Genomic DNA, 16,030 nt, shown 5'->3' with positions numbered 1-16,030 from the left:
CAGCAGGACGTACGAACGTACGCAGGGCGCACGCTATGAGCGCATGTCCTGTGATGTCAACGGCCCCTTCACCTCATGGGCATTGACCATGACTACCATCCGGCCATACGTTCTCGCTGAGCACATTCGTGCTGTCTGCGCACAGGCTGTCGGAGCACCAGGTCCGGTCGCACAGGGGGAACCAATGCGTCGTCGTCTGCTCGTCGGCCTCACGGCCGTATCCGTTCTGACCGCCGCCACAGCCTGCGGCTCGTCCGACTCCTCAGGGTCGGACAAGGCCGCCGAGTCCGGTGGCACCACCACGGTCAAGGTCGGCCTCATCCCCATCGTCGATGTCGCGCCCCTCTACCTGGGCCAGCAGAAGGGCATCTACAGCAAGCACGGCCTGAAGCTGGAGATCACCACCGCGCAGGGCGGCGCGGCGATCGTGCCCGGGGTGGCGAGCGGTCAGTTCCAGTTCGGCTTCTCCAACGTCACCTCGCTCATGGTCGCCCAGTCCAACAACGTGCCCGTCAAGGCCGTCGCCAACGCCATCGCCTCCACCGGCGTGGAGGGCAAGGACTTCAGCGGGCTCACGGTGAAGCAGGACAGCCCGATCAAGTCACCGAAGGACTTGGAGGGCAAGAAGGTCGCCATCAACACCCTGAAGAACATCAACGAGACGGCCGTGCGCGCTTCGGTGCGCAAGGCGGGCGGCGACCCCGACAAGGTCAAGTTCGTCGAACTGGCCTTCGACCAGATGCCCGCCGCCCTCGACAGCGGCCAGATCGACGCCGCCCAGGTCGTCGAGCCGGCCCTCGCCACCATCAAAAGCCAGGGGGGCCGCGTGATCGCCTCACCCCTGGTGGACGTCGCGCCGGACCTCACCGTCGCCATGTACTTCACGTCCACGCAGTACGCGCAGCAGAACCCGGAGGTGGTCAAGAAGTTCCAGGCGGCCACCGCCGAGGCCCTGGCCTACGCCGACGCCCACCCCGACGAGGCGCGCCAGGTCGTCACCACGTACACCAAGATCCCGGCGGCCGTGCTGGAGAAGGTGACCCTGCCGAAGTGGCCGGCCGAGCCGAACCGCGCTTCCATCGAGGCGCTGATGAAGCTGGGCGAGGAGGACGGCCTCTTCAAGTCGACGCCGGACCTGGACAAGCTGCTGCCATGAGAGGCGGGAACGCGTGAAGGGCCAGAACGCCGCACTCGGTGCGGCCGGGCTCGCGGCCTTCCTCGCCCTGGGCGAGGCGGTGCCGCGGCTCGGCCTGGTCAAGGAGGCCTACTTCCCGCCGACCAGCCGCATCGCCGACGCGCTGCTCGACGAGGTGGCGGACAGCGCCTTCTGGACCGCGCTCGGTGACACCCTCACCGGCTGGGCCCTGGGCCTGGCGATCGCGTCCTGCGCGGGAATCGTGGTGGGCGTGCTGATCTCGGTCGTGCCCCATCTGCGGGAGGCGACCGCCTCGACGATCGAGTTCCTGCGCCCGATCCCGTCGGTCGCGCTGATCCCGCTGGCGGTGCTGCTGTACGGCTCCGAACTGCGCTCGGTGCTGCTGCTCGTCGTCTACGCCTCGTTCTGGCAGGTGCTGATCCAGGTCCTGTACGGCGTCCAGGACGTCGACCCGGTCGCGGAGGAGACGGCACGGTCGTACGGTCTCGGCACCTGGGCGCGGATCCGGCATGTGCTGTGGCCGACCGCGCTGCCGTACGTGATGACCGGCGTCCGGCTGGCGGCGGCCGTCGCGCTGATCCTCGCCATCACCGCCGAACTCATCATCGGCGCACCGGGGTTGGGCAAGCGCATCGGGGTCGCGCAGACCTCCCAGGCCGTACCGGAGATGTACGCGCTGATCGTGGTCACCGGCGTGCTCGGGCTGCTGATCAACGTGGGCGCGCGGACGGTGGAGCGGCGGGCGCTGGCCTGGCACCAGTCGGTGCGCGGGGAGGTGGCGGTATGAGGCGCCTGCTGCTGCGGGTGGTGTTCGTTCTCGCCCTGCCGGCGCTGCTGGTCGCGGGCTGGTGGGTGGCGTCCGACGACAGTACGGACGTGTACTGGCCGCCGCTGCGGACGATCCTGGAGACCTTCCCGGACGTATGGACGAGCGACCGCCTCGAGGACGACGTGCTGCCCAGCGTGCTGCGGCTGTCGGGCGGTTACGCGCTGGCGGCCGTCGTCGGCGTGGCGCTCGGCACGGTCATCGGCTCCTACCGGCGGGTGCGGGCGGTGTGCGAGCCGGTGCTGGAGTTCCTGCGAGCGGTGCCGCCGCCCGTGCTGATCCCGGTCATCATGCTGTTCGCGGGCATCGGCGACACCATGAAGGTCACTGTCATCGCGAGCGGCTGTGTGTGGCCGATCCTGCTCAACACCGTGGAAGGCGTCCGGGCGGTGGACCCGGTGATGGCCGAGACGGCACGCTCGTACGGCATCACGGGCGCGTCCCGCCTGCGCACGGTGGTCCTGCGCTCGGCGAGCCCGCAGATCTTCGCGGGACTGCGCCAGGCGCTGTCCATCGCCATCATCCTGATGGTGATCAGTGAGATGTTCGCGGCCAGCAGCGGGCTCGGCTTCACCATCGTCCAGTTCCAACGCAGCTTCGCCATCCCCGACATGTGGACCGGCATCCTCGTGCTCGGTCTGCTCGGCTTCCTGCTGTCCGTCGTCTTCCAGCTGGTCGAGCGGCGGGCGCTCGGCTGGTACCACGGTCTGCGCGCATCCACCCGGCGGTCCCGGTGAGCATCGTGAAAGGGCGGTCCATGCTGGACGTACGCGGCCTGAAGAAGGTGTACGACGGTTCCGGTCGGCGGGTGGAGGCGGTACGCGATCTCACCTTCACCGTCGACGCGGGCGAACTCGTCTGTCTCGTCGGCCCGTCGGGCTGCGGCAAGACGACCCTGCTGAAGTGCATGGGCGGCCTGCTCGCGCCGACAGCGGGCGAAGTCCTCCTGGAGGGACGGAAGGTGACCGGGCCACCGCCCGGCATGGCCTTCGTGTTCCAGGAGTACGGCCGCAGTCTGTTCCCGTGGATGCGGGTCGGCGAGAACGTCGAACTCCCCCTGAAGCAGAAGGATTTGAGCAAGGCCCGACGCCGGGAGCTGGTGACGGACGCACTGCGCTCGGTCGGGCTCGCGGACGCGGCCGGGGCGTATCCCTGGCAGCTGTCGGGCGGCATGCAGCAGCGGGTCGCCATCGCCCGCGCCCTGGCGTACGAGCCGCGGGTGCTGCTGATGGACGAGCCGTTCGCTGCGGTGGACGCGCAGACGCGGGCGGATCTGGAGGACCTGGTACGGCGGCTGTGGCGGGAGCGCGGCATCACGATTCTGTTCGTCACCCATGACATCGACGAGGCGGTCTATCTCGGTGAGCGGGTGATCGTGTTGTCGGCCTCCCCCACGGTCGTGCAGGAGCAGTTGAAGGTTGATCTGCCGGATGAGCGGGATCAGTTGCATACGCGGGTGGCTCCGCGGTTCGCGGAGTTGCGTACGCATGTGTACTCGCAGATCCAGGCGGCTAAGAGGGGGGACGTCGGGGCCTAAGAGCTCGGTCCGGTATGTGGTTTGGCGGCTGCGGGTTGCGGGGGTTGATCGCGCCCACGCGGCGGAGCCGCATCATGTCACAGCCCCGCGCCCCTTACGGGGCGCTGCCCATAGGTTCCTGACATGGCCCAGGTGGCGGGTCATCACGTCTCGTACGTCTTCCTCGTCTCTGGCCCGAAGGGCGTCCAGGAGCTCCAGGTGCTCCTCGGCCGAGGCCTGTAGCCGTCCCGCCTCGGCCAGTGCCGTCAGCCCGTACAGGCGGGAGCGGCGGCGCAGGTCCCGTACCACCTCGACCAGGTGCGCGTTGCCGGCGAGGGCCAGTAGCCCGAGGTGGAAGCGCAAGTCCGCCTCCACGTAGGCGACGAGGTCGCCGGCCGCGGCGGAGGTGACGATCTCCTGGGCGACCGGGCGCAGGGCCTCCAGGTCGGCGGGGTCGGCCGTGGTCGCGAGGCCGGCCGTGATCGGGATCTCGATGAGGGACCGGATGTGGGTGTACTCGTCGAGCTGTCGCTCCGAGACGGCGGTGACCCGGAAACCCTTGTTGGGGACGGTGTCGACCAGGCCCTCCTTGACCAGGTCCAGCATGGCCTCGCGCACCGGGGTGGCCGAGACGCCGAAGCGGGCGGCGAGGCCCGGCGCCGAGTACACCTCGCCCGGCCGCAGCTCGCCGGCGATCAGCGCGGCCCGCAGCGCGTCCGCGACCCGCTCCCGGTGGCTGGGTTTCCTGCCGCCCAGCACGGGCAGGTCGGGGATGTGCTGCGGGGCCATGACGTTCGTTCTCCTTCGGTCACCGGTCATTGTGGGAGCCGCCCGAGCCGCCTACAGCACGAAGCCCGCCGGGAACGGGTCCGACGGATCGAGCAGGTACTGCGCGGTGCCCGTGATCCAGGCGCGGCCGGTGAAGCTGGGCAGGACGGCGGGGCGGCCGGCGACCTCGGTGGTGCCGAGGAGGCGGCCGGTGAACCGGGTTCCGATGAAGGACTCGTTCACGAACTCGGTGTGCAGGGGGAGTTCGCCACGCGCGTGGAGTTGCGCCATGCGCGCGCTGGTGCCCGTACCGCAGGGCGAGCGGTCGAACCAGCCGGGGTGGATCGCCATCGCGTGCCGGGAGTGGCGGGCGGTGGCGCCGGGTGCGATCAGGTGGACGTGGTGGCAGCCGTGGATGGAGGGGTCCTCGGGGTGGACGGGTTCGTCCTCGGCGTTGATCGCCTCCATGAGGGACAGGCCGGCCTTGAGGATGTCGTCCTTGCGGGAGCGGTCGAAGGGCAGACCGAACTCCTCCAGCGGCAGGATGGCGTAGAAGTTGCCGCCGTAGGCGAGGTCGTAGGTCACCGTGCGTCCGTCGGCGAGGGTGATCTTGCGGTCGAGGCCGACGGAGAAGGACGGGACGTTCTTGAGGGTGACCGCCTTGGCGGCGCCGTCCTCCACCGCCAACTCGGCGACGACCAGGCCGGCCGGGGTGTCGAGCCGGATGGTGGTGACCGGCTCGACGACCTCGACCATGCCGGTCTCGACGAGCACGGTCGCCACGCCGATCGTGCCGTGCCCGCACATCGGCAGATAGCCGGAGACCTCGATGTAGATGACGCCCCAGTCGCAGTCGGGGCGGGTGGGCGGCTGGAGGATCGCGCCGCTCATCGCCGAGTGGCCGCGCGGCTCGTTCATCAGCAGTTGTTTGATGTCGTCGCGGTGCTCACGGAAGTACAGGCGCCGCTCGTTCATGGTCGCGCCGGGGACGGTACCGATGCCGCCGGTGATCACGCGGGTGGGCATGCCCTCGGTGTGCGAGTCGACGGCGTGCAGGACGAGTCTGCTGCGCATGGTCGAGCCTCCTCTACGCGAGCCCTGCGGCTACGGCCTTCTCGGTGGCGGAGCGGATCGTGGCCTCCTGGTCAGGGAGCAACGGCACCCTCGGCGGACGGCAGCGTCCCCCGTGGCGGCCGACGATGTCCATGGAGAGCTTGATGGCCTGCACGAACTCGACCTTGGAGTCCCAGCGCAGCAGCGGGTGCAGTTGCTCGTAGAGCTTCTTGGCGGTGGTCAGGTCGCCGCCGACTGCCGCGCGGTACAGCTCGACGGTGGACTTCGGCAGGGCGTTCGGGTAGCCGGCCACCCAGCCCTTGGCTCCGGCCAGCGCGAGCTCCAGCAGGACGTCGTCGGCGCCGATCAACAGGTCCAGTTCCGGGGCGAGTTCGGCGAGCTGGTAGGCGCGGCGGACGTCACCCGAGAACTCCTTGACCGCACGGATGTACCCCTCGCCGTGCAGCCTGGCGAGCAGCTCCGGCACCAGGTCGACCTTGGTGTCGATGGGGTTGTTGTACGCCACGATCGGCACGTCGGCCTCGGCGACCTCGGCGTAGTGGGCGAGGACGGAACGCTCGTCGGCGCGGTAGGCGTTGGGCGGCAGCAGCATGACGGCGGCGCACCCGGCGTCGCGGGCCTGCTCGGCCCAGCGGCGGGCCTCGGCGGAGCCGTAGGCGGCGACGCCGGGCATCACGCGCGCGCCGCCGATGGCGGCCACGGCCGTCTCGACGACCTTGGCCCGCTCCTCGGGGGTGAGCACCTGGTACTCGCCGAGCGAGCCGTTCGGTACGACGCCGGCGCAGCCGTTGTCGACCAGCCAGGCGCAGTGCTCGGCGTACTTGCCGTAGTCGACGGAGAGGTCGTCGTTCAGGGGAAGCGCGGTGGCGACGAGCACGCCGCGCCAGGGACGGTGGTCGGTCATGAGAGTCCTCTCTCTGTGGGCTGTCGGGCAGCGCCCTCGGCAAGGACGCCGAGCGGCACGGGCCGTGCGAACGGCCGCCGCGACGAGGTGGGCTCGCAGCCGGCGAGTCCGGCCACCGCGGGCCCGCACACCCGTCCCTGGCACCAGCCCATCCCGGCCCGCGTCAGCAGCTTCACGGTCCTCAGGTCACCGGCGCCGAGTCGCTCGACGGCCTCCCGGACCGCACCGCCGGTGACCTCCTCGCAGCGGCAGACGACGGTGTCGTCGGTGATCTGCTCGGTCCAGTGCGCGGGCGGCGCGTACACGGTGTCGAGCGCGGCGGAGAACTCCCGCAGGCCGGCCCTGGACTTCGCGGCCGCGGCCCACTCCCGTCGGTCGGGTTCGGCTCCGTGCAGCCGCGCGGCGGCGGAGCGCCCGGCGATGTGCCCCTCGGCGAGCGCGAGGGCCGCCCCGCCGATGCCGGTGGCCTCACCCGCCGCCCAGACACCGGGAACGTCGGTGCGCTGTTCCCCGTCCACGTGGACGTCCGAGCCGTCGATACGGCAGCCGAGGGTCTCGGCCAGATCGGTGTGCGGCAGCATGCCGTGGCCGACGGCGAGGGTGTCGCAGGGGATACGGCGCCCGGTGCCGGGCCTGACGCGCCCCACGCCGTCGAGCGCGGCGACGGTCACCGCCTCCAGCCGCTCGGTGCCGTGTGCCTCGACCACGGTGTGGCGGACGAGGGTGCGCACGCGGTGCCGCAGCAGCCGGGCCGCGTATCCGGCGCCTTCGGCGACCTTTTCCGGCCGCGCGGCGAGCGCGCGGGCTCGCCGTAGGAACGCGCGCGGCTCGGCGGACTCGACGAGTGCGGCGATCTCGACCCCGGCCGCGGCGAGCCCGGCGGCCACCGGCAGCAGCAGGGGCCCGGTCCCGGCGACCACGGCGGTCCGCCCGGACACCGCGAGGGCGCCCTTGAGCATGGCCTGGGCCCCGCCCGCGGTGATGACGCCGGGGAGGGTCCAGCCGGGGAAGGGCAGCACCTTCTCGTAGCCGCCGGTGGCGAGGAGCACGGCGTCGGCGCGCACCTCGACCGGCTCCTCCTGCTCGGGGCCGAGCAGAGCGTGCACGGTGAAGCCCTCGCCCCGCCGCTCACCTCGCTCGACGAGCCAGACGTGATGATCCGTCAAGTGCCGTACGGCGCCTGCCCGCACGTGGGCCCCCAGCGCGTCCCGCAGCCGCTCCCAGGTTCGCCACTGGTGGTGCAGTGCCTGCGGGCGCGCGGCGCGCAGTGCGGCGGCGGGCTGCCGGTAGAACTGTCCGCCCGCCTGTTCGGCCGAGTCGAGCAAGGTGACCCGGACCCCCCGGGCAGCCGCGGCGACGGTCGCGGCGAGACCGGCCGGCCCCGCGCCGACCACCGCGAGCCGCGGTCGCTCACTCACCATGCCCGGTCCCCTCCTGCGTACGGATGGTGTCGCCCGGACGCACCGGTACCAGACAAGCCCGTCTGTTCGGGCGGTCGTTGACGGTCACCAGGCAGTCGAAGCAGACGCCGATCCCGCAGAAGATCCCGCGCGGACGCTGATCGCCGCGGGTGGTGCGCCAGGAGGTGACTCCGGCCGCCCAGAGCGCGGCGGCGACCGTCTGGCCGGGCAGCGCCCCGACCGTACGACCGTCCAGGGTGATCGTGAAGGCGGGGCCCGGCTCGGCCCCGGCGAGGTCCAGGGGGGATGTCACGCGGCCTCCTCGGGGAAACGGTCGGGCCGGAACGGCGCCAGGTCCAGGTCGGGCGTCTTCGCGGTCAGCGCCTGCGCGATCAGATGCCCGGTGCCGGTGGCCAGTCCGATGCCCGCGCCCTCGTGCCCGCAGGCGTGGAAGAGCCCGGGTACGCGGGGATCGGGGCCGATGGCGGGCAGGTGGTCGGGCATGTACGGGCGGAAGCCGAGGTAGGAGCGCAGGGCGTGGACGTCGGCCAGGAAGGGGAACAGCCGGGTCGCGCCGGCCGCCAGGGCCCGTACCGCCGGCAGCGAGAAGGTCCGGTCGAAGCCGACCCGTTCACGGCTCGCGCCGATCAGGATCGGGCCCGCCGCCGTCCCCTCCACGACCGGCGAGGTCTGCAGCGCGGCCGAGTCGCTGGCCACGTCGGCGACGTAGTCGGCGGCGTACACCTTGTGGCGGACCAGGCGCGGAAGCGGCTCGGTGACCAGGACGAAGCCGCGCCGGGGCAGGACGGGCAGGGAGGTTCCCGCGCGTGCGGCGAGCTCGGCGCCCCAGGTGCCGGCCGCGTTGATGACCGCCGGGGCGTGCAGGTCGCCCCGGTCCGTACGGACGCCGCGCACCGCCCCGTCCGCCGTGCGCAGCACCTCCGTCACGGTCCGGCCGGTGAGCAGGCGCGCGCCGGAGGCCTTCAGCAGGTGGGCGGCGGCCAGGGCGGGCATGACCTGGCTGTCCTGCGGGTAGTGCACGCCGCCCGGCAGGCCCGGGGCGAGATGGGGTTCGAGGTCGTACAGGTCGCCGCCCGTGACCGTGTCCGCCACCACTCCTGCGGCACGCTGCCCGTCGGCGAACCGCTCGAGGGCCGTGAGCCCGTCGGAGGTCGAGGCGACCACGACGCCACCCTTGGCCTCGTACTCGAAGATCTCGCCGTAGTCCCCCGCGAGTTCCTCCCACAGACGACCGGACAGCAGGGCGAGGTCGAGTTCGGGCCCCGGCTCCTTGTCGGAGACGAGGAGGTTGCCCTCACCGGCGCCGGTCGTGCCGCCGGCCACGGAGCCGCGGTCGACCACGGTGGCGTCGAGCCCCGCCCGGGCCGCGTACAAGGCGCAGGCGGCGCCCACCATTCCGGCTCCGACGACCACGACGTCGCAGGTCAGTCGCTCGCTCACGTCAGTACTATGTCACATACCTCTGGCGCGCGGAATGCCGCCGACGCCGGAAGACCCGAACGGAAGAGATGGGTTGAAGAGGCGGCTCGAAATGGTGGGTTGCCGACAAGGCGCCGTCGGCGACCTGAACGCCGACGGTGCCTGTCAGGCCTCGGACGCGGACACCACGCTGAGGTGGCTCGCCACGCGGCGGGGGCGGACGGTCCGCCGCCGGGCGGGCGAGGGGCGACGCGCGGCGCGCAGCACCAGCGTCAGCCGGGTGTAGCCCATGTCCCGCAGGGTCCTGGGCGTCTCGTCGACGACCCGGCAGTCGGTGGCGCCCCAGCGCGGGTCGGGATGCAGCAGCGGACGGACGGCGCCGTCGTGCTCGACGCCCTGCTCGCCGACCGCGCGGATCCAGTGCGGCAGGCCGTGCCGGTAGGCGGCCTCCATGATCGGGTCCTGGGCAATGTCCCGGCGGATCGACTGCAGCCCGTGATCGTGGCCGTGCCGCTCCACGGCGGCGGCGAAGTGCGCCAGCATCGGCAGGCACCAGCGCGACTCGTGCTCACCGAGGACCGTGCTCGCGTCGGGGTGGAACAGGACGAACCTCAGGAAGTTGTCGCCCGGCATGGCCGTCGGGTGAGGGCCCACACCACGGAAAAGTGACTCGAAAGCGGTGTTGGCCAGGACGACGTCCCAGCGGTGGTCGAGAACGAGGGACGGGAAGGGGACGGACTCCAGGAGGGTGGCGTAGTCCTGCAGATACGCCTGGGCCTCGAGACTCTCGGGGACGGGCCGCGGTTCCGACCGCTGCCCACCTGCCTGATATGCCATCGGGAGGTCACCCCTCTTGCCTATGCGGCCTTCACGCGGCGCCTTGATCCTGATGCCCCGACTCGAGCCGTGTCAACTATCGTGGCATTTCACGGCTGTTGACGGCTGAAATGGGCCACAGTTGTGGCGAGACCTGGATGTGAGTTCGAACAACCGGCTACGCTCCGGGAAGTTCACGGCAACCCGCTTGTGAGAAGCCAGTGAGAAACGTAGGAGATCTGTCGGTGTCGGATGGCTTCGAGTCTCCGGGCGAGGCGGCGTCGACGGTACTGCCGTCCGTCGTCGCCCGCGTCGCCGCACTCGCCGACCGGCTCGGCGTGCCGCACGCCGAGGTCTTCGACACCGGCCGCCTGTCCGTGGCCTCCGGCGTGCCCGAGCCCGTCGTCAAGGCGCTGCTGAGCGGCCGCCCGGCGGGCGAACCGGACGTCCAGGCCCGGTTCCTGCAACGCCTGGACATGCTGCGCCGCACCCGCCTCAAGCCCAACGGGCGCAAGTACACCCAGCAGGAGATCGCCGACGGCGCCGGCATGTCCCGGCAGCAGGCCGGCGCGCTCATCAACGGCGACCGCCGCCCCACCATGGAGCACTGCGACGCCATCCAGCGGTTCTTCCGGGTGCACGCCGGATTCCTCACGGCGGAGGACCCCGAGGCGCTCGCGGGCGCCCTCCAGCGCGCCGAGCAGGACCTCCTGCAAAGGCTCGCCGAGCGGGAGGCGGCCGCGGCCGCCGACGATCCGCTGGAACGGCTGCTGCAGGACCACGGCGTTCGCGGGATCGCCTGGCGGGCCGCGCAGTTGCCCACCGACCAGCACCGCGACAAGGTGGCGGAGTGGCTGGACATGCTCCTGGAGAGCGTCAAGCGGCCCGAGTCCTGATCCGGGGGAGAACTGTGGGCATCGGTAAGGAAATGCGCCGCCTGTGCGGCGAGCTGGTCGCGGAGCTGACCCTCGCCGCCCCGGCACGGCCCGAGGACCTGTACGGCGCCCTGTGCGACGCGATGAGCAGACGCCGCGGCCGCCCCGTGCACTTCCGTACGGCCGCCTTCCCGCCCGGCACGGCCAGCGGGCTGTGGCTCGACATGGCCGAGCAGGACCTCGTCGTCATCGAGGAACGCACCACCCCCGACCACCAGTTGGTGATCCTCGGCCACGAGTTGTGGCACATGAAGGCCGGGCACTGCAGCCACCACGTGGAGGGCGCCGCGGTCGCCGCCCGCCTGCTGAACGACGAGGCGGACCTCCAGGCGACGGTACTGAAGGTCGCCGCCCGCACCCGCTTCGACCAGGCCGACGAGAAGGAGGCGGAGACCTTCGGCCTCCTTCTGGCCAGCAAGTGCCGTGCGTGGTTGGCCGGTTCTTCGTCGCGGGGCCCGGTGCAGCGCGATCACCTGGCGGGCAGGATCGAGGCGTCGCTGGGGTACTTGGGATCACAGCAGGGTTGACCGACGGCTTGCCCCGTAGGGGACCGAGCCATCGAGCGACTCACGTCGCGCTGCGTTCGCTGGCCTCACGAAAATCACGCTCGATCGCACGGCTGTGAGCAGCGTCGGCCCGGCCCTCCGCCGTCCCCGGCCGCCCCTCCCGCAGCAAGTCCCGCCAGTGTTCCCGGCTCCAGTCGGCAGCGGCCGTACCGGCGGTGAACTCCTCCACCAGGGCGACGAACCGCCCCGGGTCGCTGTGGAACGGAAAGTGCCCCGCGCCCTCGAAGATCTCCAGCCGGCTGCCCGGCATCGCCTCGTGCGCCCCGTACGCGTGACGTACGGGCACCACGCTGTCCCGGTCGCCCCACAACAGCATGGTCGGCATGCCCTCGGTGAGGTAGCAGCGGTCGAGCATGGTCACGACCTGGCCACGCCAGTCGACGACCGCGCGCAGGGTGCGGATGAAGGCGTTGCGCGCGGTCTCGTCGGGGAGTGCGTCGACGAGGGTGAGCAGTTCGGGGGCGTCCTGCCCGAGGTCGGTGTCGAGGAGCTTCATCAATTGTGTGGCGAGGCCTACTTGGAGGCGCATGCCGGGCAGGCGCAGCGCGGACAGCATCAGATGGGCGCCGGGCAGCGAGACCAGTCGTAGGACGGGGTTGACCTCGCGGCCCACGCCGCCCGCGCTGACCAGGATGAGCCGCTCGGTGCGCTCGGGGAACTGATACGCGAACTGCATCGCCACGCCTCCGCCGAGGGAGTGCCCGACCAGGGTGGCCGATTCGATGCCGAGGGTGGTGAGCAGGTCGCGCACGCCGTTGGCGTAGGCGGCCACCGAGTAGTCGGCGCGGGGTTTGTCGGAGGCGCCGTGGCCGAGGAGGTCGGGGGCGATCACGGTGTGGGTGCGGGCGAGGTCGGGGATGAGTTCGGCCCAGGTCGCCGAGGAGTCGCCGATGCCGTGGATGAGGACGAGGGCCGGGCCCTGGCCGGCCATGCGGTAGGCGCGGCGGTAGCCGTGCACGACGCGGTACTTCAGCTGGAGTTCCGCGTCGCCCACCGGGCGCAGCCGTACGGGGCCCGCCGGGCGCCGTCGTGGGGCGTCGACCACGCGTTTCGCCTCCTGTTCCGGTGGCCGCGGTGGGCGGCCGGAAGCCTTCCTTCCAGCGTAGGTGCGCATTCCTCCCGTGGATTTCGGTGAGGTTTCCCCTCCGCTAAGCGGGCGAACGGACGCGGAGCGAGGCCCGATTGTCAGTGGTGGGCGGCAAGCTGGAAGTGCACCGCCCTGTGGGGGTGTGACAGCACAGACCGACGTGGGGAGAACCGCCCGATGCACACCGCTGTACTCACCGACCGTGAGCGCACCGCCGTCCAGGCCTATCTGCGCCTGTTGCACACGGTCCGGGCTTCGTTCGACGTCGCGCCCGGCCCGCCGGGTGCCGGCCGACCACCCGTGGTCCCGCCCGCGGTGCTGGCCGAGGCGGAGCGGGCGCTGGAGGAGGCGGGGCTGGCCGGAAACGAGGAGGCGTTCTTCCGGCTGCTGCACAGCTGGTGTCCGCCGGAGCCGTAACCCGCCTGGGGTTTGCGCCCGCCTGGGATTTACGCGTGCCTGGGGTTTACGCGTGCGGCACGGTGACGGTGTGCGGCACTGTCACCGCGGTCGCCACGAGCCCGCGCCGGGCGGTCCAGCGGCCCTCGAAGTGAGTGAGCCGCCGGCCGCCCACCAGCGGGCCCGGGACGAGGAGTTCGGCGCGCAGGGCGCCGGTGAGCGGGTCGTCCGGATCCACGGAGAGCTCGATGTCGGCCTCGGAGAAGTCCAGCCACTTCCGGGTGAGGGGGAACCACGCCTTGTAGACGGACTCCTTGGCGCTGAACAGCAGCCGGTCCCAGTGGATGCCGGGGTGTTCGTGGGTGAGCCGGCGCAGGCGGTCCCGTTCCGCGGGCAGGGACACGGCGAGCAGGACGCCGTCGGGGAGCGGGCCGTCGCGTTCGGCGTCGATGCCCAAGGAGGCCAGGTCGGTGGCGCGGACGAGGGCCGCCCCGCAGTAGCCGTCGCAGTGGGTCATGCTGCCGGTGAGTCCGGAGGGCCAGCCCGGGGCGCCACGCTCCCCGGGCAGGATGGCCTGGGGTGGCACGCCGAGCTTCTCCATGGCCCGGCGGGCGCAGGAGCGTACGACGGCGAACTCGCGGCGCCGCTTGGCGACGGCCTGGGCCACGACGGCTTCTTCCTCGGGGTACAGGCGCGCGTTCTCGGGCTCGTCGTTGCCGTACACCTCGACGGCCACCACGGAGTCCGGCAGGAGTTCCGAGATCACCGCGCCCCGACCTCCTTCGGCACGATGCGGCGCAGCCGCCCCGGTGGATCCGGACGCTTCCGCCACTCGCGGGGGTAGCCCACCGACACCTCCTCGAAGCGGACGCCGTCGTGCCAGGTGGTCCGCGGGATGTGGAGGTGACCGTAGACCATGGTCTGGACGCGGAATCTGCGGTGCCAGTCGGCGGTCAGCCGGGTGCCGCACCACATGGCGAACTCGGGATACCACAGGATGTCCGTGGGGTGCCGGTCCAGCGGGTAGTGGTTGACGAGGACGGTGGGCAGGTCCTCGGGCAGGGCGGCGAGCCGGCGTGCGGTCTCGGCGACGCGGGCCCGGCACCAGGCCTCGCGGGTGGGGTAGGGGTCGGGGTGCAGCAGGAACTCGTCGTTGCAGACGACCCCGGTCTCGTGCGCGTACGCCAGTCCCTGTTCCTTGGTCGTGCAGCCGGCCGGCAGGAAGGAGTAGTCGTACAGCAGGAACAGCGGCGCGACGGCGACCGGGCCGCCGGCGCCGGTCCAGACGGGGTAGGGGTCCTCTGGTGTGATGACGCCGAGTTCCCGGCACAGGGCGACCAGGTGGTCGTAGCGGGCGACTCCGCGCAGGGTGACGGTGTCCTTCGGGTGGGTCCACAGCTCGTGGTTGCCCGGGGCCCAGACGACCTTGCGGAAGCGGCCCGCGAGTGTGGAGAGGGCCCAGCGGATGTCGGAGACGGTCTCCGCGACGTCGCCGGCCACGAGCAGCCAGTCGTCGTCCGACTCGGGCCGCATCCGTTCGACGAGGGCGCGGTTCTCCTCGTAGCCGATGTGCAGGTCGCTGATGGCCAGCAGCTGTCCGGCACCGCCGACCGTCGACGTCACCTGTCGCCTCCTTCGATCACCCGAATGGGAACACGAGAACACACTTGCGGTTCCCAGGACAAGGGCGTATCGAAACGGCCGATCTTCCCGTCGGGTCGCCCGGTCTTCCCGTCGGGTCGCCCGGTCTTCAGCACGCCCCGGCGGCCGGTGTGAGCATGATCGGAAATCCGTAACACGCACGTTGCACGCGGGACCTCTTCGAAGCCGTATGATCGCCCCAACACCACCGCCATGAACGCCCTTCGCACGGGGCGGTTTGGTGTTCCTCCATCCACCCTGCCCGGGCACGGGCCTGCTTCGCCCTGCCCGCGAACCGTGAAAGGCGGCCTGCATGGTCTCTCGCGTACGCGTCTGGCTCAACCGCACGTACGCGGAGAACGTGTTCTTCATGGATCAGCTGCGGAGAAATCCCAGCGACCGGGCCGTCGAGATCCACGCGACCCATGGGGACGCCGACTCCCCCGTCCTCGCCGCCGCCGACTCCGCCGACCTGGAGCCGGAGAGTCTGTCCCCGGCCGCGTACGTGGAGTACGCGCTCGACCAGTGCCAACGCCGCGGCATCGACGTGTTCGTGCCCCGGCTGCACCAGTCCGCGATCGTGGCGCACCGCGCCGACTTCGAGGCGGTCGGTACAGCGCTGCTGGCGCCGCCGCCTCAGGCCGTGGCGGTCTTCCACGACAAGGTGATCGCGTACGAGGCGGTGCAGGCGATCGGCGTGCCGGTGCCGCCGTGGTGGCGAGTGCGGAACGCGGACGAACTCGTCGCCGCCGTCGAGGAGCTGGAGGCGGGCGGGCACAAGGCCTGCTTCAAGCCGGCGTCGGGCGCGGGCGGGGTGGGCTTCCGCGTCATCACGCGCACCCCCTTCTCGCTCATGCACCTCAATGGCTTCCCCACTCCCTATGTGCCGATGGATCTGGTGCTTCAGGTCCTGGAACAGGCCGACGAGCCGGTGGACTGGCTGGTCATGCCGCGGCTGGAGCAGCCGGAGGTGTCGGTGGACTGCCTGACCGGTCCCGACAACCTGGTCCGGCTGGCCGTGGGCCGCACCAAGAACGGCCGCCGCCGTGGTTTCACGCTGCACGAGCAGTGGCTGGAGCCGGCGCGGCGGATCGCGGAGGGCTTCGGGCTGCACTATCTGTCCAACATCCAGTTCCGGATGTTCGGCGACAGGCCCGTCCTGATGGACGTCAACACCCGCCCGGCCGGCGGACTGCACCAGCTGTCCCTGTGCGGGGTCAACGCCCCGTGGGCGGCTGTGCAGTTGGCGCTCGGCGAGGATCCGGGCGAGATGGAGCCGCCGTTCCTGGGCCAGGACTACACGGTGGTGTCGGGTCCGCGCCCGCTGCGGCCGCTGTCGATCCCGCAGCAGCGGATGGATGCACCGGAACCGCTGTCGGCGGTGCCCGCCCCGGCAGCGCAGTCGGTCGAGGCGGTCACGACGGAGGCCGAGACTCCCGCCACGACCACGACCACGGCCACCGCCACCGCCACCGCCCCGGCGTAAGCCGCACGCTCGTCCGGCC

Annotated in this window: 18 protein-coding genes; 8 read left to right on the top strand and 10 right to left on the bottom strand. The window is 71.5% G+C overall.

What is annotated here, in order from left to right; translation table 11 throughout:
* Positions 1-184 precede the first annotated feature (184 nt).
* From Q4V64_RS46630 to Q4V64_RS46615, 4 genes are read left to right on the top strand one after another with little or no spacing between them, the layout of a single operon-like run.
* Positions 185-1,156, top strand: coding sequence for an ABC transporter substrate-binding protein (locus tag Q4V64_RS46630; protein WP_124437656.1), 972 nt, complete (start codon positions 185-187; stop codon positions 1,154-1,156).
* Between the two features lie 13 nt (positions 1,157-1,169).
* Positions 1,170-1,943 carry an ABC transporter permease gene (locus Q4V64_RS46625; RefSeq protein ID WP_124437657.1) on the top strand — a complete coding sequence of 258 codons (774 nt, stop codon included), beginning with the start codon at positions 1,170-1,172 and terminating at the stop codon, positions 1,941-1,943.
* Entirely contained in the window at positions 1,940-2,719 is a 780-nt protein-coding gene (locus tag Q4V64_RS46620; protein WP_124437658.1) for an ABC transporter permease, read from the top strand. Before Q4V64_RS46625 ends, Q4V64_RS46620 begins: the two co-directional genes overlap by 4 nt.
* Positions 2,720-2,739: 20 nt before the next feature.
* On the top strand, positions 2,740-3,519 hold the full coding sequence (locus tag Q4V64_RS46615) for an ABC transporter ATP-binding protein (protein WP_172629022.1): 780 nt from the start codon (positions 2,740-2,742) through the stop codon (positions 3,517-3,519).
* 72 nt (positions 3,520-3,591) lie between these two features.
* Here Q4V64_RS46615 and Q4V64_RS46610 read toward each other — a convergent pair whose 3' ends face one another.
* The 7 genes from Q4V64_RS46610 to Q4V64_RS46580 all read right to left on the bottom strand — a co-directional run bounded on the left by Q4V64_RS46610 (position 3,592) and on the right by Q4V64_RS46580 (position 9,921).
* Positions 3,592-4,287 (bottom strand): GntR family transcriptional regulator, encoded by a 696-nt coding sequence (locus Q4V64_RS46610; protein WP_124437659.1) that lies wholly within the window; start codon positions 4,285-4,287, stop codon positions 3,592-3,594.
* Positions 4,288-4,338: 51 nt separating this feature from the next.
* The gene (locus tag Q4V64_RS46605) at positions 4,339-5,340 is read right to left on the bottom strand and encodes a proline racemase family protein (protein WP_124437660.1); all 1,002 of its coding nucleotides are present in this window, start codon (positions 5,338-5,340) and stop codon (positions 4,339-4,341) included.
* 13 nt (positions 5,341-5,353) lie between these two features.
* Positions 5,354-6,244, bottom strand: a complete 891-nt coding sequence (locus Q4V64_RS46600) for a dihydrodipicolinate synthase family protein (protein ID WP_124437661.1) — start codon at positions 6,242-6,244, stop codon at positions 5,354-5,356.
* Complete coding sequence (locus Q4V64_RS46595; RefSeq protein ID WP_124437662.1) at positions 6,241-7,665, bottom strand: FAD-dependent oxidoreductase; 1,425 nt, start codon at positions 7,663-7,665, stop codon at positions 6,241-6,243. The genes Q4V64_RS46600 and Q4V64_RS46595 overlap by 4 nt, the downstream gene beginning before the upstream one ends.
* On the bottom strand, positions 7,655-7,957 hold the full coding sequence (locus Q4V64_RS46590; protein ID WP_124437663.1) for a (2Fe-2S)-binding protein: 303 nt from the start codon (positions 7,955-7,957) through the stop codon (positions 7,655-7,657). The genes Q4V64_RS46595 and Q4V64_RS46590 overlap by 11 nt, the downstream gene beginning before the upstream one ends.
* A complete protein-coding gene (locus Q4V64_RS46585; protein WP_124437664.1) occupies positions 7,954-9,105 on the bottom strand; it encodes an FAD-binding oxidoreductase in 1,152 nt (383 codons plus the stop codon). Before Q4V64_RS46585 ends, Q4V64_RS46590 begins: the two co-directional genes overlap by 4 nt.
* A gap of 144 nt (positions 9,106-9,249) precedes the next feature.
* Positions 9,250-9,921: a hypothetical protein gene (locus Q4V64_RS46580; protein WP_124437665.1), complete on the bottom strand. Its 672-nt coding sequence runs from the start codon at positions 9,919-9,921 to the stop codon at positions 9,250-9,252.
* 224 nt (positions 9,922-10,145) lie between these two features.
* On the opposite strand from Q4V64_RS46580, the gene Q4V64_RS46575 reads away from it, so the two are divergent.
* Positions 10,146-10,796, top strand: a complete 651-nt coding sequence (locus Q4V64_RS46575; protein ID WP_124437666.1) for a helix-turn-helix transcriptional regulator — start codon at positions 10,146-10,148, stop codon at positions 10,794-10,796.
* A 32-nt stretch (positions 10,797-10,828) separates the two neighbouring features.
* On the top strand, positions 10,829-11,362 hold the full coding sequence (locus Q4V64_RS46570) for a toxin-antitoxin system, toxin component (RefSeq protein WP_124437728.1): 534 nt from the start codon (positions 10,829-10,831) through the stop codon (positions 11,360-11,362).
* 40 nt (positions 11,363-11,402) lie between these two features.
* Here the strand turns inward: Q4V64_RS46570 and Q4V64_RS46565 are convergent, their stop codons facing one another.
* Positions 11,403-12,446 (bottom strand): alpha/beta hydrolase, encoded by a 1,044-nt coding sequence (locus Q4V64_RS46565; protein WP_172629016.1) that lies wholly within the window; start codon positions 12,444-12,446, stop codon positions 11,403-11,405.
* Positions 12,447-12,665: 219 nt separating this feature from the next.
* Between Q4V64_RS46565 and Q4V64_RS46560 the strand changes: the two genes are divergently transcribed.
* Positions 12,666-12,905 carry a hypothetical protein gene (locus Q4V64_RS46560; RefSeq protein ID WP_124437667.1) on the top strand — a complete coding sequence of 80 codons (240 nt, stop codon included), beginning with the start codon at positions 12,666-12,668 and terminating at the stop codon, positions 12,903-12,905.
* Positions 12,906-12,951: 46 nt separating this feature from the next.
* Here Q4V64_RS46560 and Q4V64_RS46555 read toward each other — a convergent pair whose 3' ends face one another.
* Both Q4V64_RS46555 and Q4V64_RS46550 read right to left on the bottom strand, forming a co-directional pair.
* Positions 12,952-13,650, bottom strand: coding sequence for a 4'-phosphopantetheinyl transferase superfamily protein (locus tag Q4V64_RS46555; protein ID WP_124437668.1), 699 nt, complete (start codon positions 13,648-13,650; stop codon positions 12,952-12,954).
* A complete protein-coding gene (locus Q4V64_RS46550) occupies positions 13,647-14,507 on the bottom strand; it encodes a metallophosphoesterase (protein WP_124437669.1) in 861 nt (286 codons plus the stop codon). The genes Q4V64_RS46555 and Q4V64_RS46550 overlap by 4 nt, the downstream gene beginning before the upstream one ends.
* 331 nt (positions 14,508-14,838) lie before the next feature.
* Here Q4V64_RS46550 and Q4V64_RS46545 point away from each other — a divergent pair, with 331 nt between their 5' ends.
* Positions 14,839-16,011 carry an ATP-grasp domain-containing protein gene (locus tag Q4V64_RS46545; RefSeq protein WP_124437670.1) on the top strand — a complete coding sequence of 391 codons (1,173 nt, stop codon included), beginning with the start codon at positions 14,839-14,841 and terminating at the stop codon, positions 16,009-16,011.
* The last annotated feature ends 19 nt before the right edge of the window (positions 16,012-16,030 follow it).

It is taken from the genome of Streptomyces sp. NL15-2K (assembly GCF_030551255.1).
Taxonomy (GTDB): Bacteria; Actinomycetota; Actinomycetes; order Streptomycetales; family Streptomycetaceae; genus Streptomyces.
Note: the sequence above shows the minus strand (reverse complement) of the source record. Positions and strands in the feature narration are given on the sequence as shown.